This is a genomic window from Burkholderia sp. RF2-non_BP3 (genome assembly GCF_001522185.1).
Classification (GTDB): Bacteria; Pseudomonadota; Gammaproteobacteria; order Burkholderiales; family Burkholderiaceae; genus Burkholderia; species Burkholderia diffusa.
In genome coordinates this window covers 22,303-40,484 of sequence record NZ_LOSU01000052.1, presented here as the reverse complement: position 1 = coordinate 40,484, position 18,182 = coordinate 22,303, and the positions used below count along the sequence as shown (strand labels likewise).

The 18,182-nt window shown below is 66.0% G+C and carries 16 protein-coding genes; 7 read left to right on the top strand and 9 right to left on the bottom strand.

Annotated features, from left to right (window positions below; all coding sequences use genetic code 11):
• The first annotated feature begins 4 nt into the window (after positions 1-4).
• Positions 5-547: an FKBP-type peptidyl-prolyl cis-trans isomerase gene (locus WS45_RS25105; RefSeq protein ID WP_059535798.1), complete on the top strand. Its 543-nt coding sequence runs from the start codon at positions 5-7 to the stop codon at positions 545-547.
• On the opposite strand, the gene WS45_RS25100 is transcribed toward WS45_RS25105, so the two are convergent.
• Both WS45_RS25100 and mutS read right to left on the bottom strand, forming a co-directional pair.
• Complete coding sequence (locus WS45_RS25100; protein WP_059702222.1) at positions 527-1,798, bottom strand: hypothetical protein; 1,272 nt, start codon at positions 1,796-1,798, stop codon at positions 527-529. The two genes, WS45_RS25105 and WS45_RS25100, sit on opposite strands and share 21 nt — an antisense overlap.
• Positions 1,779-4,436, bottom strand: coding sequence for a DNA mismatch repair protein MutS (gene mutS / locus WS45_RS25095; protein WP_059535793.1), 2,658 nt, complete (start codon positions 4,434-4,436; stop codon positions 1,779-1,781). Before mutS ends, WS45_RS25100 begins: the two co-directional genes overlap by 20 nt.
• 450 nt (positions 4,437-4,886) lie before the next feature.
• Between mutS and WS45_RS25090 the strand changes: the two genes are divergently transcribed.
• Positions 4,887-5,777, top strand: a complete 891-nt coding sequence (locus WS45_RS25090; RefSeq protein ID WP_059702220.1) for an amino acid ABC transporter substrate-binding protein — start codon at positions 4,887-4,889, stop codon at positions 5,775-5,777.
• A gap of 116 nt (positions 5,778-5,893) precedes the next feature.
• On the opposite strand, the gene WS45_RS25085 is transcribed toward WS45_RS25090, so the two are convergent.
• From WS45_RS25085 to WS45_RS25075, 3 genes are all read right to left on the bottom strand, one after another.
• Positions 5,894-6,799, bottom strand: a complete 906-nt coding sequence (locus tag WS45_RS25085; protein WP_059535788.1) for a helix-turn-helix transcriptional regulator — start codon at positions 6,797-6,799, stop codon at positions 5,894-5,896.
• 237 nt (positions 6,800-7,036) lie between these two features.
• Positions 7,037-8,659 carry an NAD(P)/FAD-dependent oxidoreductase gene (locus WS45_RS25080; RefSeq protein WP_059702218.1) on the bottom strand — a complete coding sequence of 541 codons (1,623 nt, stop codon included), beginning with the start codon at positions 8,657-8,659 and terminating at the stop codon, positions 7,037-7,039.
• A 110-nt stretch (positions 8,660-8,769) separates the two neighbouring features.
• Complete coding sequence (locus WS45_RS25075) at positions 8,770-9,573, bottom strand: inositol monophosphatase family protein (protein ID WP_059535783.1); 804 nt, start codon at positions 9,571-9,573, stop codon at positions 8,770-8,772.
• 279 nt (positions 9,574-9,852) lie between these two features.
• Between WS45_RS25075 and WS45_RS25070 the strand changes: the two genes are divergently transcribed.
• Together WS45_RS25070 and cysE are read left to right on the top strand one after the other, a co-directional pair.
• Entirely contained in the window at positions 9,853-10,677 is an 825-nt protein-coding gene (locus WS45_RS25070) for an RNA methyltransferase (RefSeq protein ID WP_059702216.1), read from the top strand.
• Positions 10,678-10,990: 313 nt separating this feature from the next.
• Complete coding sequence (gene cysE, locus WS45_RS25065) at positions 10,991-11,764, top strand: serine O-acetyltransferase (RefSeq protein ID WP_059510868.1); 774 nt, start codon at positions 10,991-10,993, stop codon at positions 11,762-11,764.
• A 39-nt stretch (positions 11,765-11,803) separates the two neighbouring features.
• On the opposite strand, the gene WS45_RS25060 is transcribed toward cysE, so the two are convergent.
• From WS45_RS25060 to WS45_RS25045, 4 genes are all read right to left on the bottom strand, one after another.
• A complete protein-coding gene (locus WS45_RS25060; protein WP_059535778.1) occupies positions 11,804-12,604 on the bottom strand; it encodes a UDP-2,3-diacylglucosamine diphosphatase in 801 nt (266 codons plus the stop codon).
• A gap of 27 nt (positions 12,605-12,631) precedes the next feature.
• On the bottom strand, positions 12,632-13,123 hold the full coding sequence (locus tag WS45_RS25055) for a peptidylprolyl isomerase (RefSeq protein WP_006483987.1): 492 nt from the start codon (positions 13,121-13,123) through the stop codon (positions 12,632-12,634).
• Between the two features lie 88 nt (positions 13,124-13,211).
• On the bottom strand, positions 13,212-13,787 hold the full coding sequence (locus tag WS45_RS25050; protein ID WP_012364186.1) for a peptidylprolyl isomerase: 576 nt from the start codon (positions 13,785-13,787) through the stop codon (positions 13,212-13,214).
• A gap of 39 nt (positions 13,788-13,826) precedes the next feature.
• Positions 13,827-14,549, bottom strand: coding sequence for a tetratricopeptide repeat protein (locus WS45_RS25045; protein ID WP_059535775.1), 723 nt, complete (start codon positions 14,547-14,549; stop codon positions 13,827-13,829).
• 234 nt (positions 14,550-14,783) lie between these two features.
• Here WS45_RS25045 and cysS point away from each other — a divergent pair, with 234 nt between their 5' ends.
• The 3 genes from cysS (at position 14,784) to WS45_RS25030 (ending at position 18,165) form a co-directional block, all read left to right on the top strand.
• A complete protein-coding gene (cysS, locus tag WS45_RS25040; RefSeq protein WP_059702214.1) occupies positions 14,784-16,181 on the top strand; it encodes a cysteine--tRNA ligase in 1,398 nt (465 codons plus the stop codon).
• 43 nt (positions 16,182-16,224) lie between these two features.
• Positions 16,225-17,094, top strand: a complete 870-nt coding sequence (locus tag WS45_RS25035) for a DNA-3-methyladenine glycosylase family protein (protein ID WP_059702212.1) — start codon at positions 16,225-16,227, stop codon at positions 17,092-17,094.
• A gap of 99 nt (positions 17,095-17,193) precedes the next feature.
• Positions 17,194-18,165: an acetyl-CoA carboxylase carboxyltransferase subunit alpha gene (locus WS45_RS25030; protein WP_006478433.1), complete on the top strand. Its 972-nt coding sequence runs from the start codon at positions 17,194-17,196 to the stop codon at positions 18,163-18,165.
• The last annotated feature ends 17 nt before the right edge of the window (positions 18,166-18,182 follow it).

Here is an 18,182-nt window from a genome sequence, read left to right as displayed (position 1 = left end):
TTGGATGAAAATCGCAAAAAACACCGTCGTGTCGGTCACTTACAAGCTGTCGGATGCGCAAGGCAATCTGATCGAGGAAAGCGACGAGCCGATGGTTTATCTGCACGGCGGCTATGATGGCACGTTCCCCAAGATCGAGGAACAGCTCGACGGCCAGGAGCCTGGCTACCAGGCGCAGATTCAGCTCGAGCCGCAGGACGCGTTCGGCGACTACGATCCCGAACTCGTGAAGATCGAGCCGCGCGATCGTTTTCCCGAGCCGATCGAAGTGGGCATGCAGTTCGAAGGCACGCCGGAAGACGGCGACGAGGAAGTGGATTCGCTGATCTACACGGTCACCGACATCGCCGAGGACAAGGTCGTGCTCGACGGCAACCACCCGCTCGCGGGCATGGCGCTGCGTTTCGCGCTGACGGTCAAGGACGTTCGCGAAGCGACCGAGGACGAGATCGAGCATGAGCACGCGCATGGCGCGGAAGGCCTCGAAATCGTCGACGAGGACGAAGACGAGGACGGCGAAGCGCCGTCAGGGCGTACCCTGCACTGAGCTGGCGGGCAGGCCCGGCGCCGGCCCTGAAGCAGGGGGCGGCGCGGGCCACGAAGCGCCGCCCGGAGTCGTGCCGTCGCCCTGCAGCGGCGGCGCGACCGACGACGAGTCGGGCAATGCCGGCAAGGCCGGGATCTCCGGCATCTGCGGCAGCGGGACCTCGTCGCGCGGTACGGCCGGCAGCGCGGGCGGAATCGGCAGATTCTTCGGGACGTCCTGCACGCTCACGTTGAAGATGGTCTGCCGCGCCGGCGACACGTTGACCTTCACCCACTGATTCGCCGGATGACGCGGTCCGATCGCGACACGCGTCACATTCCCCACCAGCACGCCGTCGTCCGCATGCAGCGGGCGATCGATCAGGAAGCCGTTCGCGAGCGGCTCGCTGCTCGCGTGCATCACCAGGATCGGGCCGCGGAATGTCGCTGCCGCCTTCACCAGCGTTCGTTTCAGTTCACGAAAGCCGTCGCGGACGCGCGGCCGGTTGAAACGCAACCACGCAAAGCGTTCGGCACGCTCATAGCGGTCGAACTGCGGATCGCCTTCGAACATCACCACCATCGCGCGCGCTTCGCGCCGCTTCGCATATTCGGCCGCGTGGTCGATCCAGAAGCCATTCGCGATGATGCGGTCCTCGAATTCGCCGTTGCGCCCGCCGGCCGTCAGGTAGTGATTGTTCGGCGCCGGTGCGTTCAGCGCGACGTAGACGACGTCGTCATGCAGCCAGCGCGCGTTTTCGCGATAGGGCCGGAAGCGGGCGACTTCGCTTTCGCGCGTGATCTGCAGCGCGCCGGCGTCGGGCAGCGCCGAGTCGGCCAGCAGCGTCTGACGCAGAAAGTCCAGGCGTTCGACCGGGTCGTAGCTGCCGCCTGCCGCCGTGTTGCACGTCACCCAGTCGTCGTGACCGGGAATGAACACGAGCGGCACGCGCGATGCATCCAGGATCGCGCCGCGCTGCGTATATAGCGAATCGCGGCACGCTTCCTTCGCCCCCTTGATGTTGCCTGCATAGACGACGAAGGCCAGATTGCGCTCGCGCGCGATCGATTCGAACAGCCGCTGTGCGGCAGGTTCGTCGGCCGGTGCGTCGATGACGCCCGACACGACCGCGAACGAATAGGGGACGGCGGCTCGTTTGGGCGGCGCGGCCAGCGCGCCGGCCTGCGCCAGCGCGAGCATCGCGGCGACCAGCGCAGCGGTGGCCCGGGCCGGCCAGCCCGACGGGGTGCGTTTATGCGTGCCCGTCGGCATCGTGCGAGCGGACGAGCGTGCGCAGTTCGTACAGCAGGTCGAGCGCGTCGCGCGGCTTGAGGTCGTCGGGATCGATGTCGCGCAGCCTTTCGAGTGCCGGATGCGAAGTGTCGGACGGCGCGGGCGCATCCGCGCATTCGAGTTCGTCGGCCGCGGCGGGCGGCGCGCTGAACAGGTCGAGCTGCGGCGTATGCTGCGTGGCCGACTGCTGTTCGAGATATGCGAGATGCTTGCGCGCGGCGCGGATCACCGGTGCCGGCACGCCCGCGAGTTGCGCAACCTGCAGCCCGTAGCTCTGGTTCGCCGGGCCTTCGTTGACCGCATGCAGGAATACGATGCCGTGACCGTGCTCGACGGCTGACAGATGGACATTGGCCGCTTGCGGGAATTCCGCGGGCAGTTGCGTCAACTCGAAGTAATGCGTCGCGAACAGCGTGTAGCAGCCGTTTTGCGCCAGCAGATGGCGCGCGATGGCCCATGCGAGCGCGAGGCCGTCGAACGTCGACGTGCCGCGGCCGATTTCGTCCATCAGCACGAGGCTCTGCGGTGTCGCGTCGTTCAGGATCGCAGCCGCTTCGGTCATCTCGACCATGAAGGTCGAGCGGCCGCCGGCGAGGTCGTCGGCCGCGCCGATCCGCGTGAAGATCCGGTCGATCGGGCCGAAGCAGGCCGACTTCGCCGGCACGTAGCTGCCGACGTACGCCATCAGCGCGATCAGCGCCGTCTGCCGCATGAAGGTCGACTTACCGCCCATGTTCGGGCCGGTGATCAGCAGCAGTTTGCGCTCGGCGCCGAATCGGCAGTCGTTCGCAATGAACTGCTCGACCTGCGCTTCGACGACGGGGTGACGCCCCTGTTCGATCTCGATGCCGATTTCGTCGGTGAAGGCGGGCGCAACCCAGTCGAGCGTGCGGGCGCGCTCGGCGAACGCGGCGAGCACGTCGAGCTCCGCGAGCGCCGACGCGACGCGCTGACACTCGGCAATGAACGGCAGCAGTGCCTGCAGCACGCCGTCGTACAGCGCGCGCTCGCGGGCCAGCGCGCGTTCCTGCGCGGACAGCGCCTTGTCCTCGAAAGTCTTCAGTTCGGGCGTGATGTAGCGCTCGGCGTTCTTCAGCGTCTGGCGGCGGCGATAGTCGTCCGGCACCTTGTCGGTCTGGCCGCGCGTGACCTCGATGTAGAAGCCGTGCACCTTGTTGTATTCGACGCGCAGGTTCGCGATGCCCGTGCGGGTACGCTCGCGCGCCTCAAGATCGATCAGGAACTGCCCGCAGTTCTCGGAGATGTCGCGCAGCTCGTCGAGCTCCGCATCGTAGCCGCGCGCGATCACGCCGCCGTCGCGCACCATCGCGGCAGGCTCGGGGGCGATCGCGCTTGTCAGCAGGTCGAGACATTCGGCGGGCGGCGCGAGCGCCGCATCGACGCGCGCGAGCGCATCCGCGTTCGCGACGATCGCGCTGATGCGTTCGCGCAGCGCGGGCAGCGCCGCGAACGTGTCGCGCAGGCTCGACAGATCGCGCGGGCGTGCGGACAACAGCGCGAGACGACCGGTGATCCGCTCGACGTCGGCGATCTGGCGCAGGGCGGTTCGCAGTGCGTCGAGGCTCGCGTTCACGGGCGCCTCGAGCAGCGCGCCGATCGCTTGCTGGCGTGACTGCGCGGCGACGGACGCGCGCGGCGGGTGATGCAGCCAGTGACGCAGCAGGCGGCTGCCCATCGTCGTGCAGCAGGTGTCGAGCAGCGAGTACAGCGTCGGCGATTCGGTGCCGCGCAGCGTTTCGGTCAGTTCGAGGTTGCGGCGCGTTGCCGGATCGAGCCCGATGTATTCGGTTTCGTTCTCGACCTTCAGACTGCGCACGTGACGCAGTTGCTGACCCTGTGTAGCGGCCGCGTATAGCAGCAGTGCGCCGGCAGCGCCGCATGCGCTCGTCAGCGAATGCGCGCCGAAGCCGTCGAGGCCCGCGACGTCGAGCTGGTCGCACAGGCGCTGCGTGCCCGACGCGATATCGAAGTGCCATGCCGGCACGCGCTTGATCGCGCCGGCGCCGGCGGGCACGGCGTCGGTCGCGCCGTCCGCCGTGAGGATCTCGGCCGGCCGGATGCGTTCGAGCGCGGCACCGAGCTGCTCGGGTTCGATTTCGGCGAGCCGCAGCGCGCCGCTTGCGAGGTTCAGCCACGCGAGGCCGATGTTGACCGCCACGCCACGCTTGTTGTGCCCCGTGCACATCGCGAGCAGGTAGACGTCGTTCTTGTCGGACAGCAGCGCCGCGTCGGTCAGCGTGCCGGGCGTGACGACGCGCACGACCTTGCGTTCGACCGGCCCCTTCGACGTCGCGGGGTCGCCGATCTGCTCGCAGATCGCGACCGATTCACCCATCTTCACGAGCTTCGCCAGATACTGTTCGACCGCGTGATGCGGGACGCCGGCCATCTTGATCGGCGTGCCGGCCGATGCGCCGCGTTGCGTGAGGGTCAGATCGAGCAGACGCGCCGCTTTCTCCGCATCCTCGAAGAACAGCTCGTAGAAGTCGCCCATCCGGTAAAAGACGAGCGTGTCGGGGTGATCGGCCTTGATGCGCAGGTACTGCTGCATCATCGGAGTGTGGCCTGCAAAGGCCTCGGGCGACAGCGTGGTCATAGATCCGGCATGAATTTGTTGCTTGAGTTGCCCCGAGTTTACCAGTGGCTTCGACGAATTCGGTCGAAGTTGGCCGATAGGCCAGCAGATCGCGCGATACGGCTCCGTGTCCGGCATTGATTCCTGGCCGCTCGGATGGTCCCAAGGGATGGCGCCGGTGTTTGTCTTGCCGGCATGACGCTGATGAATCAGCCAAGGCGGGCAGGCGGCCTGTCGGCCAACCGGATCTCGATACGACTTGCAGCGTCGTGCTGAAACCCTCTCCGGGCACTCGTTCTAAGACGGCCGCGCTGTTGACCTGAATCAATCGGGGGCGATCGACTCCGCTTAAAGTGAATTCACGTCGGAATCGATGGACGCGCGGCAAGGGATACGACGTGCGGTCCGCTACTGACGGAGACGGCTCGGCACATCGAGCTTCTGCAGAGAAAACGTCGTGAAAGAGGCATCATGAGATCCCCATCATTTGCCATGCTCGCCGCGTTAGTCGCGGGGTACGCCGTGTCGATGACTGCCAATGCGCAGACGTTGGACAAAATCTCCCGGTCCAATCAAATCGTCGTTTCGTACAGGGAAGCCGCCGTGCCGTTCAGCTATCTGCTGACACCGCATAAAGCCGTCGGTTTTTCGATGGACGTAACGGAAGCAATCGTCGACGACGTTCGCAAGGCACTTCGCAGACCGGATCTGAAGGTCGCTTACGTGCCGGTCACCGGTCAAAATCGAATTCCGCTGCTCGTCAATGGCACCTACGATCTGGAGTGCGGGTCGACGACCAACACGTCGGCGCGCGGCAAGGACGTCGCGTTTTCGATCAATTACTTTTATGCCGGCACGCGGCTGATGGCCAAACGGGCGTCGGGCATTGGCGACTATGCCGACCTCGCGCATAAGGCCGTCGCGACAGTCGGCGGGAGTACGAACGAAAAAACGCTGCGGCGCCAGCTCGAAGCGCAGCACATCGATGCCGAAGTCGTGCTGACAAAGGACTACGCCGATGCACTAAAAATCGTCGCGGACGACAAAGCGGCAGCGCTCGCCCTCGATGACGTGCTGCTTTACGGGCTCAGGGCCAATGCGGACGACCCGAGTGCGTGGGCCGTGGCGGGAGACGCGCTGCAGGTGGAGCCGTACGCATGCATGGTGCGCAAAGACGATCCGGCGTTCAAGCGACTCGTCGACGGCACGCTCACTCGGCTCATGAAGAGCGGCGAATTCACTCGCCTGTACGCAAAGTGGTTTGAATCACCGATTCCGCCACGCGGCGCGAATCTCGACATGCCGATGAGCGCGGCGCTAAAGGGAAATCTGGTCACGCGAAGCGATCGACCTGCACAGTGACGAGCCATCGGCCGGGCGCAGGTCGTGGCGTAGCGTCGTGCGCCACGACTCGTCGAATCATGCCGGCGAACAAGGAAATACCCGCTTGCGAAAGCGGGGCGTCGCTCATGCGATCCTCAAGCGTTGTCAGTGCGCCAACGACGCGGCGTCACGCCGGTGACGCGCGTGAATGTTCTCGTGAAGTGGCTCTGGTCGGCGAAGCCGCATGCGTCCGAGATCATTTGCAGGGGCATGGACGACGTGCGCATGTACATCATCGCTCGCTCGATACGCTGGTTGATCAGCCAGCGATGGGGCGGTAACCCGGTGGTCTGATGAAAGGCTTTGACGAAATGGCCGCGAGACAGGCCGCATGCTCTCGCCACGTCGGCAATCGAGATGTTCCCGGTAAGGTGTTCGAGAAGAAGTCCTTTCGCCATTCGCTCCTGCCACGCCGTGAGTTTGCAGGTCGACTTCTCCCGGCGCTCGCTGACGCCGCCATACAGGCGCGCGACATGCGCCTGGAAGGCGAGCGCGACGTGGTCGATAAAGAGCTGAGACGCATGCTCGGGCCGCGCTAAAGCGGGGAGCAGAGCCTGGCCCAGGCGATGGATGATCGGATCCGTCGCACTCAAGTGCGGCGGCAAGTAAAGCTGTGGTCGCTGTCTGCCGCCGATTTCATCGACTGTCTCCTCCAGCGTTCGGCGAGGGAGGTGAAAATGGATGCAGTCGAACGCTCCCTTGAGATCGGAAACCCATCTGCGATCGAGGTCATGAATCGTGACGGTCCCCACGTCGTAGGGGACGAAACGGGCAACACGTCCGTCAAGCCACAATTCCTGTTCGCCGAACGCGCGCAATTGCAGCACGATGAGATCGGCGTCTTCGAGTTCATATGGCGCAGTTCGGCCAATATTTCTACGAGATGTCTTCAGTCGGCTGATGCCGACCTGGGAATGCGGCAACGTCTGCGTGACCACGCTTTGCCTGAGGTCAGCCGGCATGAAATCAGATGACGCGTTGTCCGACTGTGCGGCGGCCATGGATGCGGGGAAACGTAGAGGGCTTGGCCGCGAAGTATACCAAAGCGAAATTTGGCCCGGCGCCAGTCGTGTCCGGCACATCGGCCTCTGAATGGCCGCGGCGCATCGCAAAGGCCAGCGATCGAGATCGGAGAGCGTCGGTCCGATGCGGCGATTCGAAATCGCCCCGGGCGGGCATTGAAAATGCCGGCTTCACTCGGCGCACGGACGTACGTGCGCCGAGTCCGTCCTGCAATATCAGGACGTGTGCGCCGACATCAGATCGAGCGCCACCGCCTGCGCGACTTCGATACCGTCGATCGCTGCCGAATAGATGCCGCCCGCATACCCGGCGCCTTCGCCGGCCGGATACAGCCCTTCGACGTTCACGCTCTGGTAATCGTCCTTGCGCCGGATCCGGATCGGGGACGACGTGCGCGTCTCCACGCCGGTGAGCACCGCGTCGTGCATCGCGAAGCCGGCGATCTTCTTGTCGATCTGCGGCAGCGCTTCACGAATGGCTTCGATCACGTAGTCGGGCAGCGCGGTGCTGAGATCGGTCGGGCGCACGCCCGGTTTGTACGACGGCACCACGGAGCCGAGCGACGTCGACGGCCGGCCCGCGATGAAATCGCCGACCAGCTGCCCGGGCGCGCTGTAATCGCCGCCGCCGAGCTCGAACGCGCGTTCTTCCCATTTGCGCTGGAACGCGATGCCCGCCAGCGGGCCGCCCGGATAGTCGTCCGGCGTGATGCCGACGACGATGCCCGCATTCGCGTTGCGCTCGGCGCGGGAATACTGGCTCATGCCGTTGGTGACCACGCGGCCCGGCTCGGAAGTCGCCGCGACCACCGTGCCGCCGGGGCACATGCAGAAGCTGTAGACCGCGCGGCCGTTGCTGCAGTGATGGACGACTTTGTAGTCGGCCGCGCCGAGTTGCTTGTGACCGGCGAACTTGCCGAAGCGGCTGCGGTCGATCAGCCCCTGCGGATGTTCGATCCGGAAGCCCAGCGAGAACGGTTTCGCTTCGACATACACGCCGCGATCGTGCAGCATCTGGAACGTGTCGCGCGCGCTGTGGCCCACTGCCAGCACCACGTGATCGCACCGGAGCGTTTCGCCGTTCGACAGCGTCAGCGAGCGCACCTTGCCCTGGTCGATTTCAATGTCCTCGACCCGGGTTTCGAAGCGCACTTCACCGCCCAGTTCGTGGATGGTCGCGCGCATCTTTTCCACCATGCTCACGAGGCGGAACGTGCCGATGTGCGGCCGGCTCAGGTACAGGATGTCTTCCGGTGCACCGGCCTTGACGAATTCGTCGAGCACCTTGCGGCCGTAGTGGTGAGGATCTTTGATCTGGCTGTAAAGCTTGCCGTCGGAAAACGTCCCGGCGCCGCCTTCGCCGAACTGCACGTTGGACTCGGGATTGAGGACGCTCTTGCGCCACAGGCCGAAGGTGTCCTTGGTGCGCTCGCGCACGGCCTTGCCGCGCTCGAGGATGATGGGGCGGAAACCCATCTGCGCGAGGATCAGGCCGGCAAACAGGCCGCACGGCCCCATGCCGATGACGACCGGGCGCAGGAAGTCGGCGTGCTCGGGCGCCTTCGTGACGAAGTGGTACGCCATGTCGGGCGTCACGCCGCAATGCGGCGTGACGGCGAGTCGCGGAAGCACGGCCGCTTCGTCCTTGACTTCGACGTCGACGATATACGTGAGCTTGATGTCGGCGCGCTTGCGCGCATCGTGCGCACGGCGGAACACCGTGTAACGGAGGAGCCCGTCTGCCGGCACGCCAAGCTCCGCGAGGCGCGCGCGGATCGCGGCTTCGAGGGCGCTCTCGGGGTGGTCGAGCGGGAGTTTAAGTTCGCTTAGCCGTAACATGAGTATTCGGATACGGTCGCCACGAAGTCGTGGCGGTGTTGAGACGGGCGGGGCGGCGCGCTGGCGGCAGGGGTGCTGCGTCAGCCGCGCCGCGCGGGCGCGGCCCGGATTTACTCCGCTGCCGGATGCACGCGGCTGTAGCGGTTCAGGATCGGGATCATCTGCGCGTAGATCTTCGGGTTCGCCGCGACGATCTCATGACGATGCAGGAAGTCGGCGTCGCCCGTGTAGTTGCCGACGAGGCCGCCGGCTTCGGTGATCAGCAGGCTGCCCGCCGCCATGTCCCACACGTTGATGCCTTGCTCGAAGAATGCGTCGAGACGGCCGGCCGCGACGTTCGCGAGATCGAGCGCGGCCGCGCCCGGACGGCGCAGCCCCGTGCAGGCCTGCGTCATTTCGGTGAACAGGCGCGCATATGCGTCGAGGCCGTCCTTCTCGCGGAACGGAAAGCCGGTGCCGACCAGCGCGTCCGCCAGGCGGTCGCGACGGCCGACGCGGATGCGTCGGTCGTTCAGGTACGCGCCGCGGCCGCGGGTGGCCGTGAACAGGTCGTTCTTGTTCGGATCGTAGACGACGGCCTGCGTGACGACACCCTTGTGCTCGAGCGCGATCGACACGCAGTAGTACGGGAAGCCGTGGATGAAGTTGGTCGTGCCGTCGAGCGGATCGATGATCCACTTGAATTCGGATTCGTTCTCGGATTCGCCCGATTCTTCCGCGAGGATCGCGTGGTCGGGGTAGGCGGTCTTCAGCGTCTCGATGATCGCCTCTTCGGCGGCCTTGTCCACTTCGGTGACGAAGTCGTTCTGCTGTTTCCTGCGGATCTCGATCAGGTCGAGGTCGAGCGAGGCACGGTTGATGATCTGTCCGGCGCGGCGCGCAGCCTTGACAGCGATGTTGAGCATGGGATGCATGAGCCTGGATCCTGTAGCCGGCGGCATGGGCCGCCACGAAGTGGAACACACCGCCCGGAACGGCGCAAACGTGCCGGGCGAGATGAGACGCGAATTGACAAAGAGCAGGGTACGACCCGCGTCGCACGGGATGCGACACGTAAACACATGATTTTACCCGATTTTCGAGAGTTTCAGGTGGCCGGAATGCGGGGAAACCCCACTGGCCGTCCGGACGAGTGGGTTTGCCGGGGCGATGGCGATACCATACTGCCATTCTGATGAACCGAGTCGTATGTAGTGGAAACCCCGCAGAACCCTGCCGCGCCGTCCGAATCGGGCGTGGCCTCGTCCCCGCCGCCGTCCGGCGGCTTCACGTCCACCCGCTTCGTGCTTGTCGAGCCGAGCCATCCCGGCAATGTCGGGGCGGCCGCCCGCGCGCTGAAGACGATGGGTTTCTCCAGGCTCGTACTGGTCGCGCCGCGCGTGCCGCACGTGCAGAGCGACCCCGAGGCGATCGCGATGGCGAGCGGCGCGGATGACGTCCTCGCGTCCGCGCATGTCGTGCCCACGCTCGGCGACGCGCTGTCCGGCGTCCAGTGGTCGATCGCGCTGACTGCCCGCGCGCGCGAATACGGGCCGCCGCGCCTTGCGCCGCGCGCGGCCGCCGAACAGGCGCGCGCGCAGGTCGGCACCGGCGACATCGCGCTCGTGTTCGGCAACGAGCGCACGGGCCTCGCGAACGAGCACGTCGAGCAGTGCAGCGCGCTCGCGCACATCCCGGCGAATCCGGCTTACAGTTCGCTGAACCTCGCGCAGGCCGTGCAGGTGCTCGCATATGAACTGCGCGTCGCGCTCCTGGAGCAGGGGAGCGGGCCGTCGCATCAAGCGCAGGCCGAAGCCGGCACGCTCGCGCAGAGCGACGAGATCGAGCGGATGTACGCGCACCTCGAGAACGCGCTGATCGCGCTCGATTTTCTCGATCCGCGCAACCCGAAGAAGCTGATGCCGCGGCTGCGGCGCCTGTTCGCACGCACCGGTCTCGAGCGCGAGGAAGTCAACATCTTGCGCGGCATCGCGAAGCACATCCTGCTGAAATCCGGCACGCCCGACGGCGACGCGTAAGCGGCCCGGCACGCCGGCTGCCGGGCGCTCGCGCGCTGCACGGCTGCGTCCCCGCCCGCGAACGCCGCATTGCATCGACTGCTGGATGTTGGTGACCTGATGCGCGCCGATCCAACGGAAGGCCGTGTCGATCCGCCGCGACGGGCGTTCCGCACGAATACCCGTGCCGCCGGCGGGGTGAACGCGCGACGCCGTGCGGCCGCGCGCGAGTGGCCCTACAATCGCCGGACGTCATAAGCAAATTACCCGGTGCGATAACGGCCGGCCTTTGCCGGCGGGGCACGCCGGCCTTTTCCCCAGCCCAGACCAGATCATGTTCACTAGACTGCGCGAAGACGTTGCGACGATTCGCGAGCGGGATCCCGCCGCTCGCAGTGCCTGGGAAGTGCTGACCTGTTATCCGGGGCTGCACGCGCTCGTGCTGCATCGCTTCGCGCATGCGTGCTGGCGCGCGAAGCGCTACTGGCTCGCACGCTTCGCGTCGCAGGCCGGGCGCTTCCTGACGGGTATCGAGATTCACCCGGGCGCGACGATCGGCCGGCGCGTGTTCATCGATCACGGGATGGGTGTCGTGATCGGCGAAACCGCGATCGTCGGCGACGACTGCACGATCTATCAGGGCGTGACGCTCGGCGGCACGTCGCTGACGCGCGGCGCGAAGCGCCATCCGACGCTCGAGGCCGGCGTGATCGTCGGCGCGGGCGCGAAGGTGCTCGGCGGTTTCACGGTCGGCGCGGGTGCGAAGATCGGTTCCAACGCGGTTGTCGTGAAGCCGGTGCCTGCAGGCGGCACCGCGGTCGGCAATCCGGCGCGCATCGTGATGCCGGCGCAATCGAAGCCGCAGCCCGAGCGCGCCGCGTTCTGCGCGTACGGGATCACGCCGAACGCGGACGACCCGATGTCGCTCGCGATTCACGGCCTGATCGACCACGCGGCGAAGGAAAGCCGGCGCGTTGACGAGATCGTCGCGGCGCTCGAGCAACTCGGCACGCATCTGGAAACGCTGCAGGGCGCGGACGCGGCGCGTCTCGACCTGCGCAGGCTGTCGGCGGTGCTGGAAGGCAAGGCGCTCGAGCGCCAGCCGTAACGCGGCGCATGCCGGCGGCCGCCGGCAGCGCCGATCGCGTCAGTCGAGCGGCATCGCGTGGATACCTTCGGCGTCGACGCGCAGATAGCCGCCGCGCGGCATGCCGTGGTCGAGATCCCAGTCGGGCAGTACCCAGCGAATCCCGCCCGGTTCGGCGTGGCTTGCGGGGCGATGCGTGTGGCCGTGAATGATCACGCTCGCGCGGCTCTTCCGGAACAGCGCGGCGATGCCTTCGCGCGTGACGTCGTAGAGCGGCGAGGCGGGGCGCATCCGGCCCGCTTCGCTGTTCGAGCGCATCCGTTGCGCGAGCGCGCGGCGCCAGCGGAACGGCCACGCGAGAAACAGCGCCTGCGCGACGCCATTGCGGGCAAACCGCCGAAATATCTGGTAGCCGCGATCGGCCGTGCATTGCGCGTCGCCGTGGGCGAGCACGATGCGCTGGCCGAACGACGTGATCAGCGCCGGATCGGGCAGCAGCATCGCGCCGGCCGCCTTCATGAAGCGCCGGCCGAGCAGGAAATCGCGATTGCCGTGCATCACGTAGAGCGCGATCCCGCGTTCCGAGAACGTATGCATCAGCGCGGCCATGCGCGCCGCGAACGGATCGTGGTCGAGCACGTCGTCGCCGATCCAGTATTCGAACAGGTCGCCGAGGATGAACACCGAGTCGGCGCTGTCGGCCGTGTATTTCACGAAATGCTCGAACGCGGCGACCGTCTTCGGAATCGCCTCGCTCAGGTGCAGATCGGAGAGAAACAGGAACGGGCGTGCGGCTTGCGCGTATTCGCGCTCGCCCGGCACGCCCGCGGAGACGCTTCGCGGCGGACTCTCCTGCAACATCGAAGTGCCTCCGTAACGGACTATGCGTCAGACCACCACGGCCTTTTCGATCACGACGTCGTCGGTCGGGACGTCCTGGTGGAAGCCCGCGTTGCCCGTCTTGACGCCCTTGATCTTGTCGACCACGTCCTGGCCTTCGACGACCTTGCCGAACACGGCGTAACCCCAGCCCTGCGGCGTCGGCGACGAGTGGTTCAGGAAGTCGTTGTCGTTCACGTTGATGAAGAACTGGGCGGTCGCCGAGTGCGGATCGTTCGTGCGCGCCATCGCGATCGTGTAGTTGTCGTTCTTCAGGCCGTTGTTCGCTTCGTTGTCGATCGGCGCGTCGGTCGGCTTCTGCTTCAGGCCCGGCTCGAAGCCGCCGCCTTGAATCATGAAGCCGTTGATCACGCGGTGGAACACCGTGCCGTCATAGTGACCCTTCTTCACGTAGTTGAGGAAGTTCTCGACCGTCTTCGGTGCCTTGGCGGCGTCCAGCTCGAGCTTGATCACGCCGTGGTTCGTGTGCAGTTCAACCATGATGAATTCCTTCGGTAAGGCGGTTTAAATGGCACGCGGCCGGTCGTGCGACGCGGCCGCGTGTGGCGCCGGACGTGCCGGCAGGTGCTTATTTCGAGACGATGCTGGCCGATTCGATCAGGACCGGCTGGGCCGGTACGTCCTGCATCGGGCCGCGCGAGGTCGTCGCCACGCCTTCGATCTTCTTCACGACGTCGAGGCCCGACACGACCTTGCCGAACACCGCATAGCCGTTGCCGTCCGGGTTCGGGTAGTCGAGGCCGCTGTTGTCGACCGTGTTGATGAAGAACTGCGCGGTGGCCGAATTCGGATCGCTGGTACGCGCCATCGCGATCGTGCCCGTCAGGTTCTTCAGACCATTGCGGCTTTCCAGCGGGATCGGCGCGCGGGTCGGCTTCTCCTCGAAGTTGGTCTTGTAGCCGCCGCCCTGGATCATGAAGCCCTTGATCACGCGATGGAAGATCGTGCCGTTGTACTGGCCGGCCTTCACGTAATCGAGGAAGTTGGCGACCGTCTTCGGCGCCTTCTCCGGATAGAGCTCGACGCGGATGTCGCCCTGCGAGGTCTTCAGCTGCACGACGGGGTGCGCGGTGGCCGATTGCGCGAACGCGGGCGCGGTCGCGAGAAGGGCGGCGCCGCCAAGCGCCAGCAACAGACGTTTCATTGCGATCCTCAGATTGGGAGGGAAGAAAGGTTGCGCCGCTTACTGCGACGGCGCGACGTACGGCGCTGTCAGCGCGCCGGACGGACCGTTGAACTGGAACGTCGGCGACATCGGCAGCGTGGTGGTGCTCACGTTCGCGGCGGCGCGATCGGTGTACGCGCGCGTCGCAGGCGTGACGGCGCGTGCGTTCGCCGCCGCCTTCGGCGGCGACACGATCTTCTGCAGGTCGGCGAGGCGCTGGGCGGTCGCGCCGCTCGTGCGGCCGAGCGATTGCGCGCGCTTGTACGATTCGGCCGCGAGGCGCAGATAAAGGTCGCCGAGGTTCTCGTACGCGAGCGAGTAGCTCGGGTTCGATTGCGTCGCGGTGACAAGCGCGCTGCGCGCTTCGTCGTAGCGGCCGTGCTTCGCGTAGAGCGCCGCGAGGTTGTTGTACGGTTCGGGCAGTTCGGGGTAGGCCTGCGTGATCGCGACGAACTGCTGGATCGCGTCGTCGTCGCGGTTCAGGCGGGCGAGCACGGTGCCGCGCTTGAACTGCGCCTGCACGTCGTGCGGATTCGACGCGATGCGCGCGTCGAGTTGCGCGAGCGCCTGTTTCCACTGCTTGCCGGCGATCGACCCGTCGATTTCGGGCGTGCCGTCGGCGGTGGCCGGGGCCTTTTGCGCGTATGCCGCGGGGGCCGCGAAAAGCGTCAGTGCGACGCCCATGACGGCGGTCGCAACGAGGGTCGCAGCGCTCGGCGCGCGGCCGCGATGAGGTTTCATAGGCGTAAATCGGAATGTTATACTCCGACCCATTCTAACAAAACGTCTGCGCGTTCCGGCGAGCCGCAGACAGTCTTTCTTTGCCTCTCGTGGCCGTCACCGCTGTGCTTGCAGCCTGACCGCCCCATGTGATACCGAGGACGCGCGGCGTCGTGCCGCGGCAGGTGGTCCGTCCGTTTCGCATGCTGGGCGAGCTTCGCCAGGGCGGTTTCCTTCGGCTCACGGTTCATCTCTATGGAATCACTGCGCATCTACAACACGCTCGCGCGTGACAAGCAAGTTTTCGTGCCGCGCCAGTCAGGCGAAGTGCGGATGTACGTATGCGGGATCACCGTCTACGACTATTGTCACGTGGGCCACGCGCGCATGCTGGTCGTGTTCGACCTCGTCCAGCGCTGGCTGCGTGCGATCGGCTATCGGGTCACGTACGTGCGCAACATCACCGACATCGACGACAAGATCATCCGCCGCGCGGTCGAGAACGGCGAGACGATCAAGTCGTTGACCGACCGGTTCATCGGCGCGATGCACGAGGATGAGGCGGCGCTCGGCATCCAGCGGCCGGACATCGAGCCGCGCGCGACGCAGTTCATTCCGCAGATGCTTGGGATGATCGAGCAGCTCGAGGCGAACGGCTACGCGTACCAGGCGACCGACGGCGACGTCAATTATTCGGTGCGCAAGTTCGCCAACTACGGGAAGCTGTCGGGCAAGTCGCTCGACGATCTGCGCGCGGGCGAGCGCGTCGCCGCGAACGATGCGAAGGGAGATCCGCTCGATTTCGTGCTGTGGAAGCGCGCGAAGTCGGACGACCCGGAAGGCGCATCGTGGGCATCGAAGTACGGGATGGGCCGGCCGGGTTGGCACATCGAATGCTCCGCGATGGGCTGCACGCTGCTCGGCGAGCATTTCGACATCCACGGCGGCGGCCAGGACCTGCAATTCCCGCACCACGAGAACGAGATCGCGCAGAGCGAAGGCGCGACCGGCCGGACGTTCGTCAATTACTGGATGCACAACGGCTTCGTGCAGGTCGACAACGAGAAGATGTCGAAATCGCTCGGCAACTTCTTCACGATCCGCGAAGTGCTCGAGCGCTACGACGCCGAGGTCATGCGCTTCTTCATCGTGCGCACGCATTACCGGTCGCCGCTCAACTACAGCGACGTGCATCTCGACGATGCGCGCGCGTCGCTCACGCGCCTGTATACGGCGCTGAAGGATGTCGAGCCCGACGCGCTCGCGCTCGACTGGAACGAGCCGCATGCGCAGCGTTTCGCGGCCGCGATGAACGACGACATCAACACGCCGGTCGCGGTGGCGACGCTGTTCGAGCTGGCGGGCGAAGTCAACCGCACGCGCGATGCATCGCTCGCGCGGCAACTGAAACAGCTGGCTGGCCTGCTGGGCCTGCTTGGCCGCGAACCGCGCGCGTTCCTGCAGCAGGGCACGGGTGCCGCGCAGGCAGGCGGGCTCGCAGCCGACGAAATCGAAGCGAAGATCGCCGCGCGTGTCGCGGCGAAGCAAGCGAAGGACTATGCCGAAGCGGACCGGATTCGGGCGGAACTGCTCGACGCCGGCATCGCACTTGAAGACAAACCGGGCGGATCGACCGAATGGCGTCGCGTATGAGCGCGGTGCGTTCCACTGACCGATCCGTCAGGTAGGAGGCAAGATGGCAACGGCCAGAAAAGCGCCGGTCAGGCGCGCGACTCCGCTCGCCGCGCGTCCGGCGGCCAAGCGCGCGCCAGCGGCGAAGGCGGACGCGACGCGCGCCGTGCCGAACGGCGCGCTCAACGGTCATGCGAAGCCCGCACGCGGGAAGGGCGCGGACGCGGCGCAGCCGGAGGTCGCGATGGCGGCCGCCGACGCGGCCCGCAAGGTGCGTGCAGCCGATGCGGCAGTCGACGGCGCCGATGGTGTCGTGCGCCCCGCATACTGGGACAAGGCGTGCGCCGATCTCGTCAAGCGCGACCGCATCCTGAAGAAACTGATCCCGAAGTTCGGCCCCGCGCATCTCGTGAAGCGCGGCGACCCGTTCGTCACGCTCGCGCGTTCGGTCGTCGGCCAGCAGATTTCGGTGCCGTCCGCGCAGGCGCTGTGGGCGCGCATCGAGGATGCGTGTCCGAAGCTCGCGCCGCAGCCGGTCATCCGGCTCGGGGCGGACAAGCTGATCGCGTGCGGATTGTCGAAGCGCAAGACGGAATATATTCTCGACCTCGCGCAACACTTCGTGTCCGGCGCGCTGCACGTCGACAAATGGACGTCGATGGACGACGAGGACGTGATCGCCGAACTCACGCAGATCCGCGGCATCAGCCGCTGGACGGCCGAGATGTTCCTGATCTTCAACCTGTCGCGGCCGGACGTGCTGCCGCTCGACGATCCGGGCCTGATCCGCGCGATCAGCGTCAATTACTTCAGCGGGGAGCCCGTCACGCGCAGCGAGGCGCGCGAAGTGGCCGCCAACTGGGAGCCGTGGCGTACCGTCGCGACCTGGTACATGTGGCGCAGCCTCGACACGCCGGACGCCGACGCCGATTGACGGCTATCGGGTTTTAAACATCAATAGTTGAGAACCGGTCTTGCACATCGCCCGCGCGGGTAGAATACGCGCTGCCGCAAGACCCAAGGATTCGAACACATGAAGACCACGTTTCTGGATTTCGAACAGCCGATCGCCGAACTCGAGGCCAAGATCGAAGAGCTGCGATTCGTGCAGGACGACTCGGCTGTCGATATTTCGGAAGAAATCGAGCGTCTGTCGAAGAAGAGCCAGCAACTGACGAAGGACCTCTACGCGAATCTGTCGCCGTGGCAGGTCTCGCAGATCGCGCGGCATCCGCAGCGTCCGTACACGCTCGATTACGTTGCGGAACTGTTTACCGATTTTCACGAACTGCATGGCGACCGCGCATTCGCGGACGATCTTTCGATCGTCGGCGGTCTCGCGCGCTTCGGCGGCCATCCGTGCATGGTGATCGGCCATCAGAAGGGGCGCGACACGAAGGAACGCGCGGCGCGCAACTTCGGGATGCCGCGTCCGGAAGGCTATCGCAAGGCCGAACGCCTGATGCGTCTCGCCGAGAAGTTCGGGCTGCCGATCTTCACGTTCGTCGACACGCCGGGCGCGTACCCGGGCATCGGCGCGGAAGAGCGTGGCCAGTCGGAGGCGATCGGCCGCAACCTGTACGTCATGGCCGAACTGAAGACGCCGATCATCACGACCGTGATCGGCGAGGGCGGTTCGGGCGGCGCGCTCGCGATCGCCGTGGCCGACACCGTGATGATGCTGCAGTTCTCGACCTATTCGGTGATCTCGCCGGAAGGCTGCGCGTCGATCCTGTGGAAGAGCGCGGCGAAGGCGCCCGAGGCAGCGGAAGCGCTGGGCCTGACCGCGCATCGCCTGAAGGCGCTCGGCCTGATCGACAAGATCATCAACGAGCCGCTCGGCGGCGCGCACCGCGATCCGAAGGGCATGGCCGCGCTGCTGCGCCGTGCGCTCGCCGATTCGCTGCGTCAGTTCCAGGGCATGAGCATCGATGCGCTGCGCGAGCGCCGCTTCGAGCGCCTGATGGCCTACGGCAAGTTCAAGGAAACCACGCCCGGCGCATGACCGGCGTGTTCGCATCG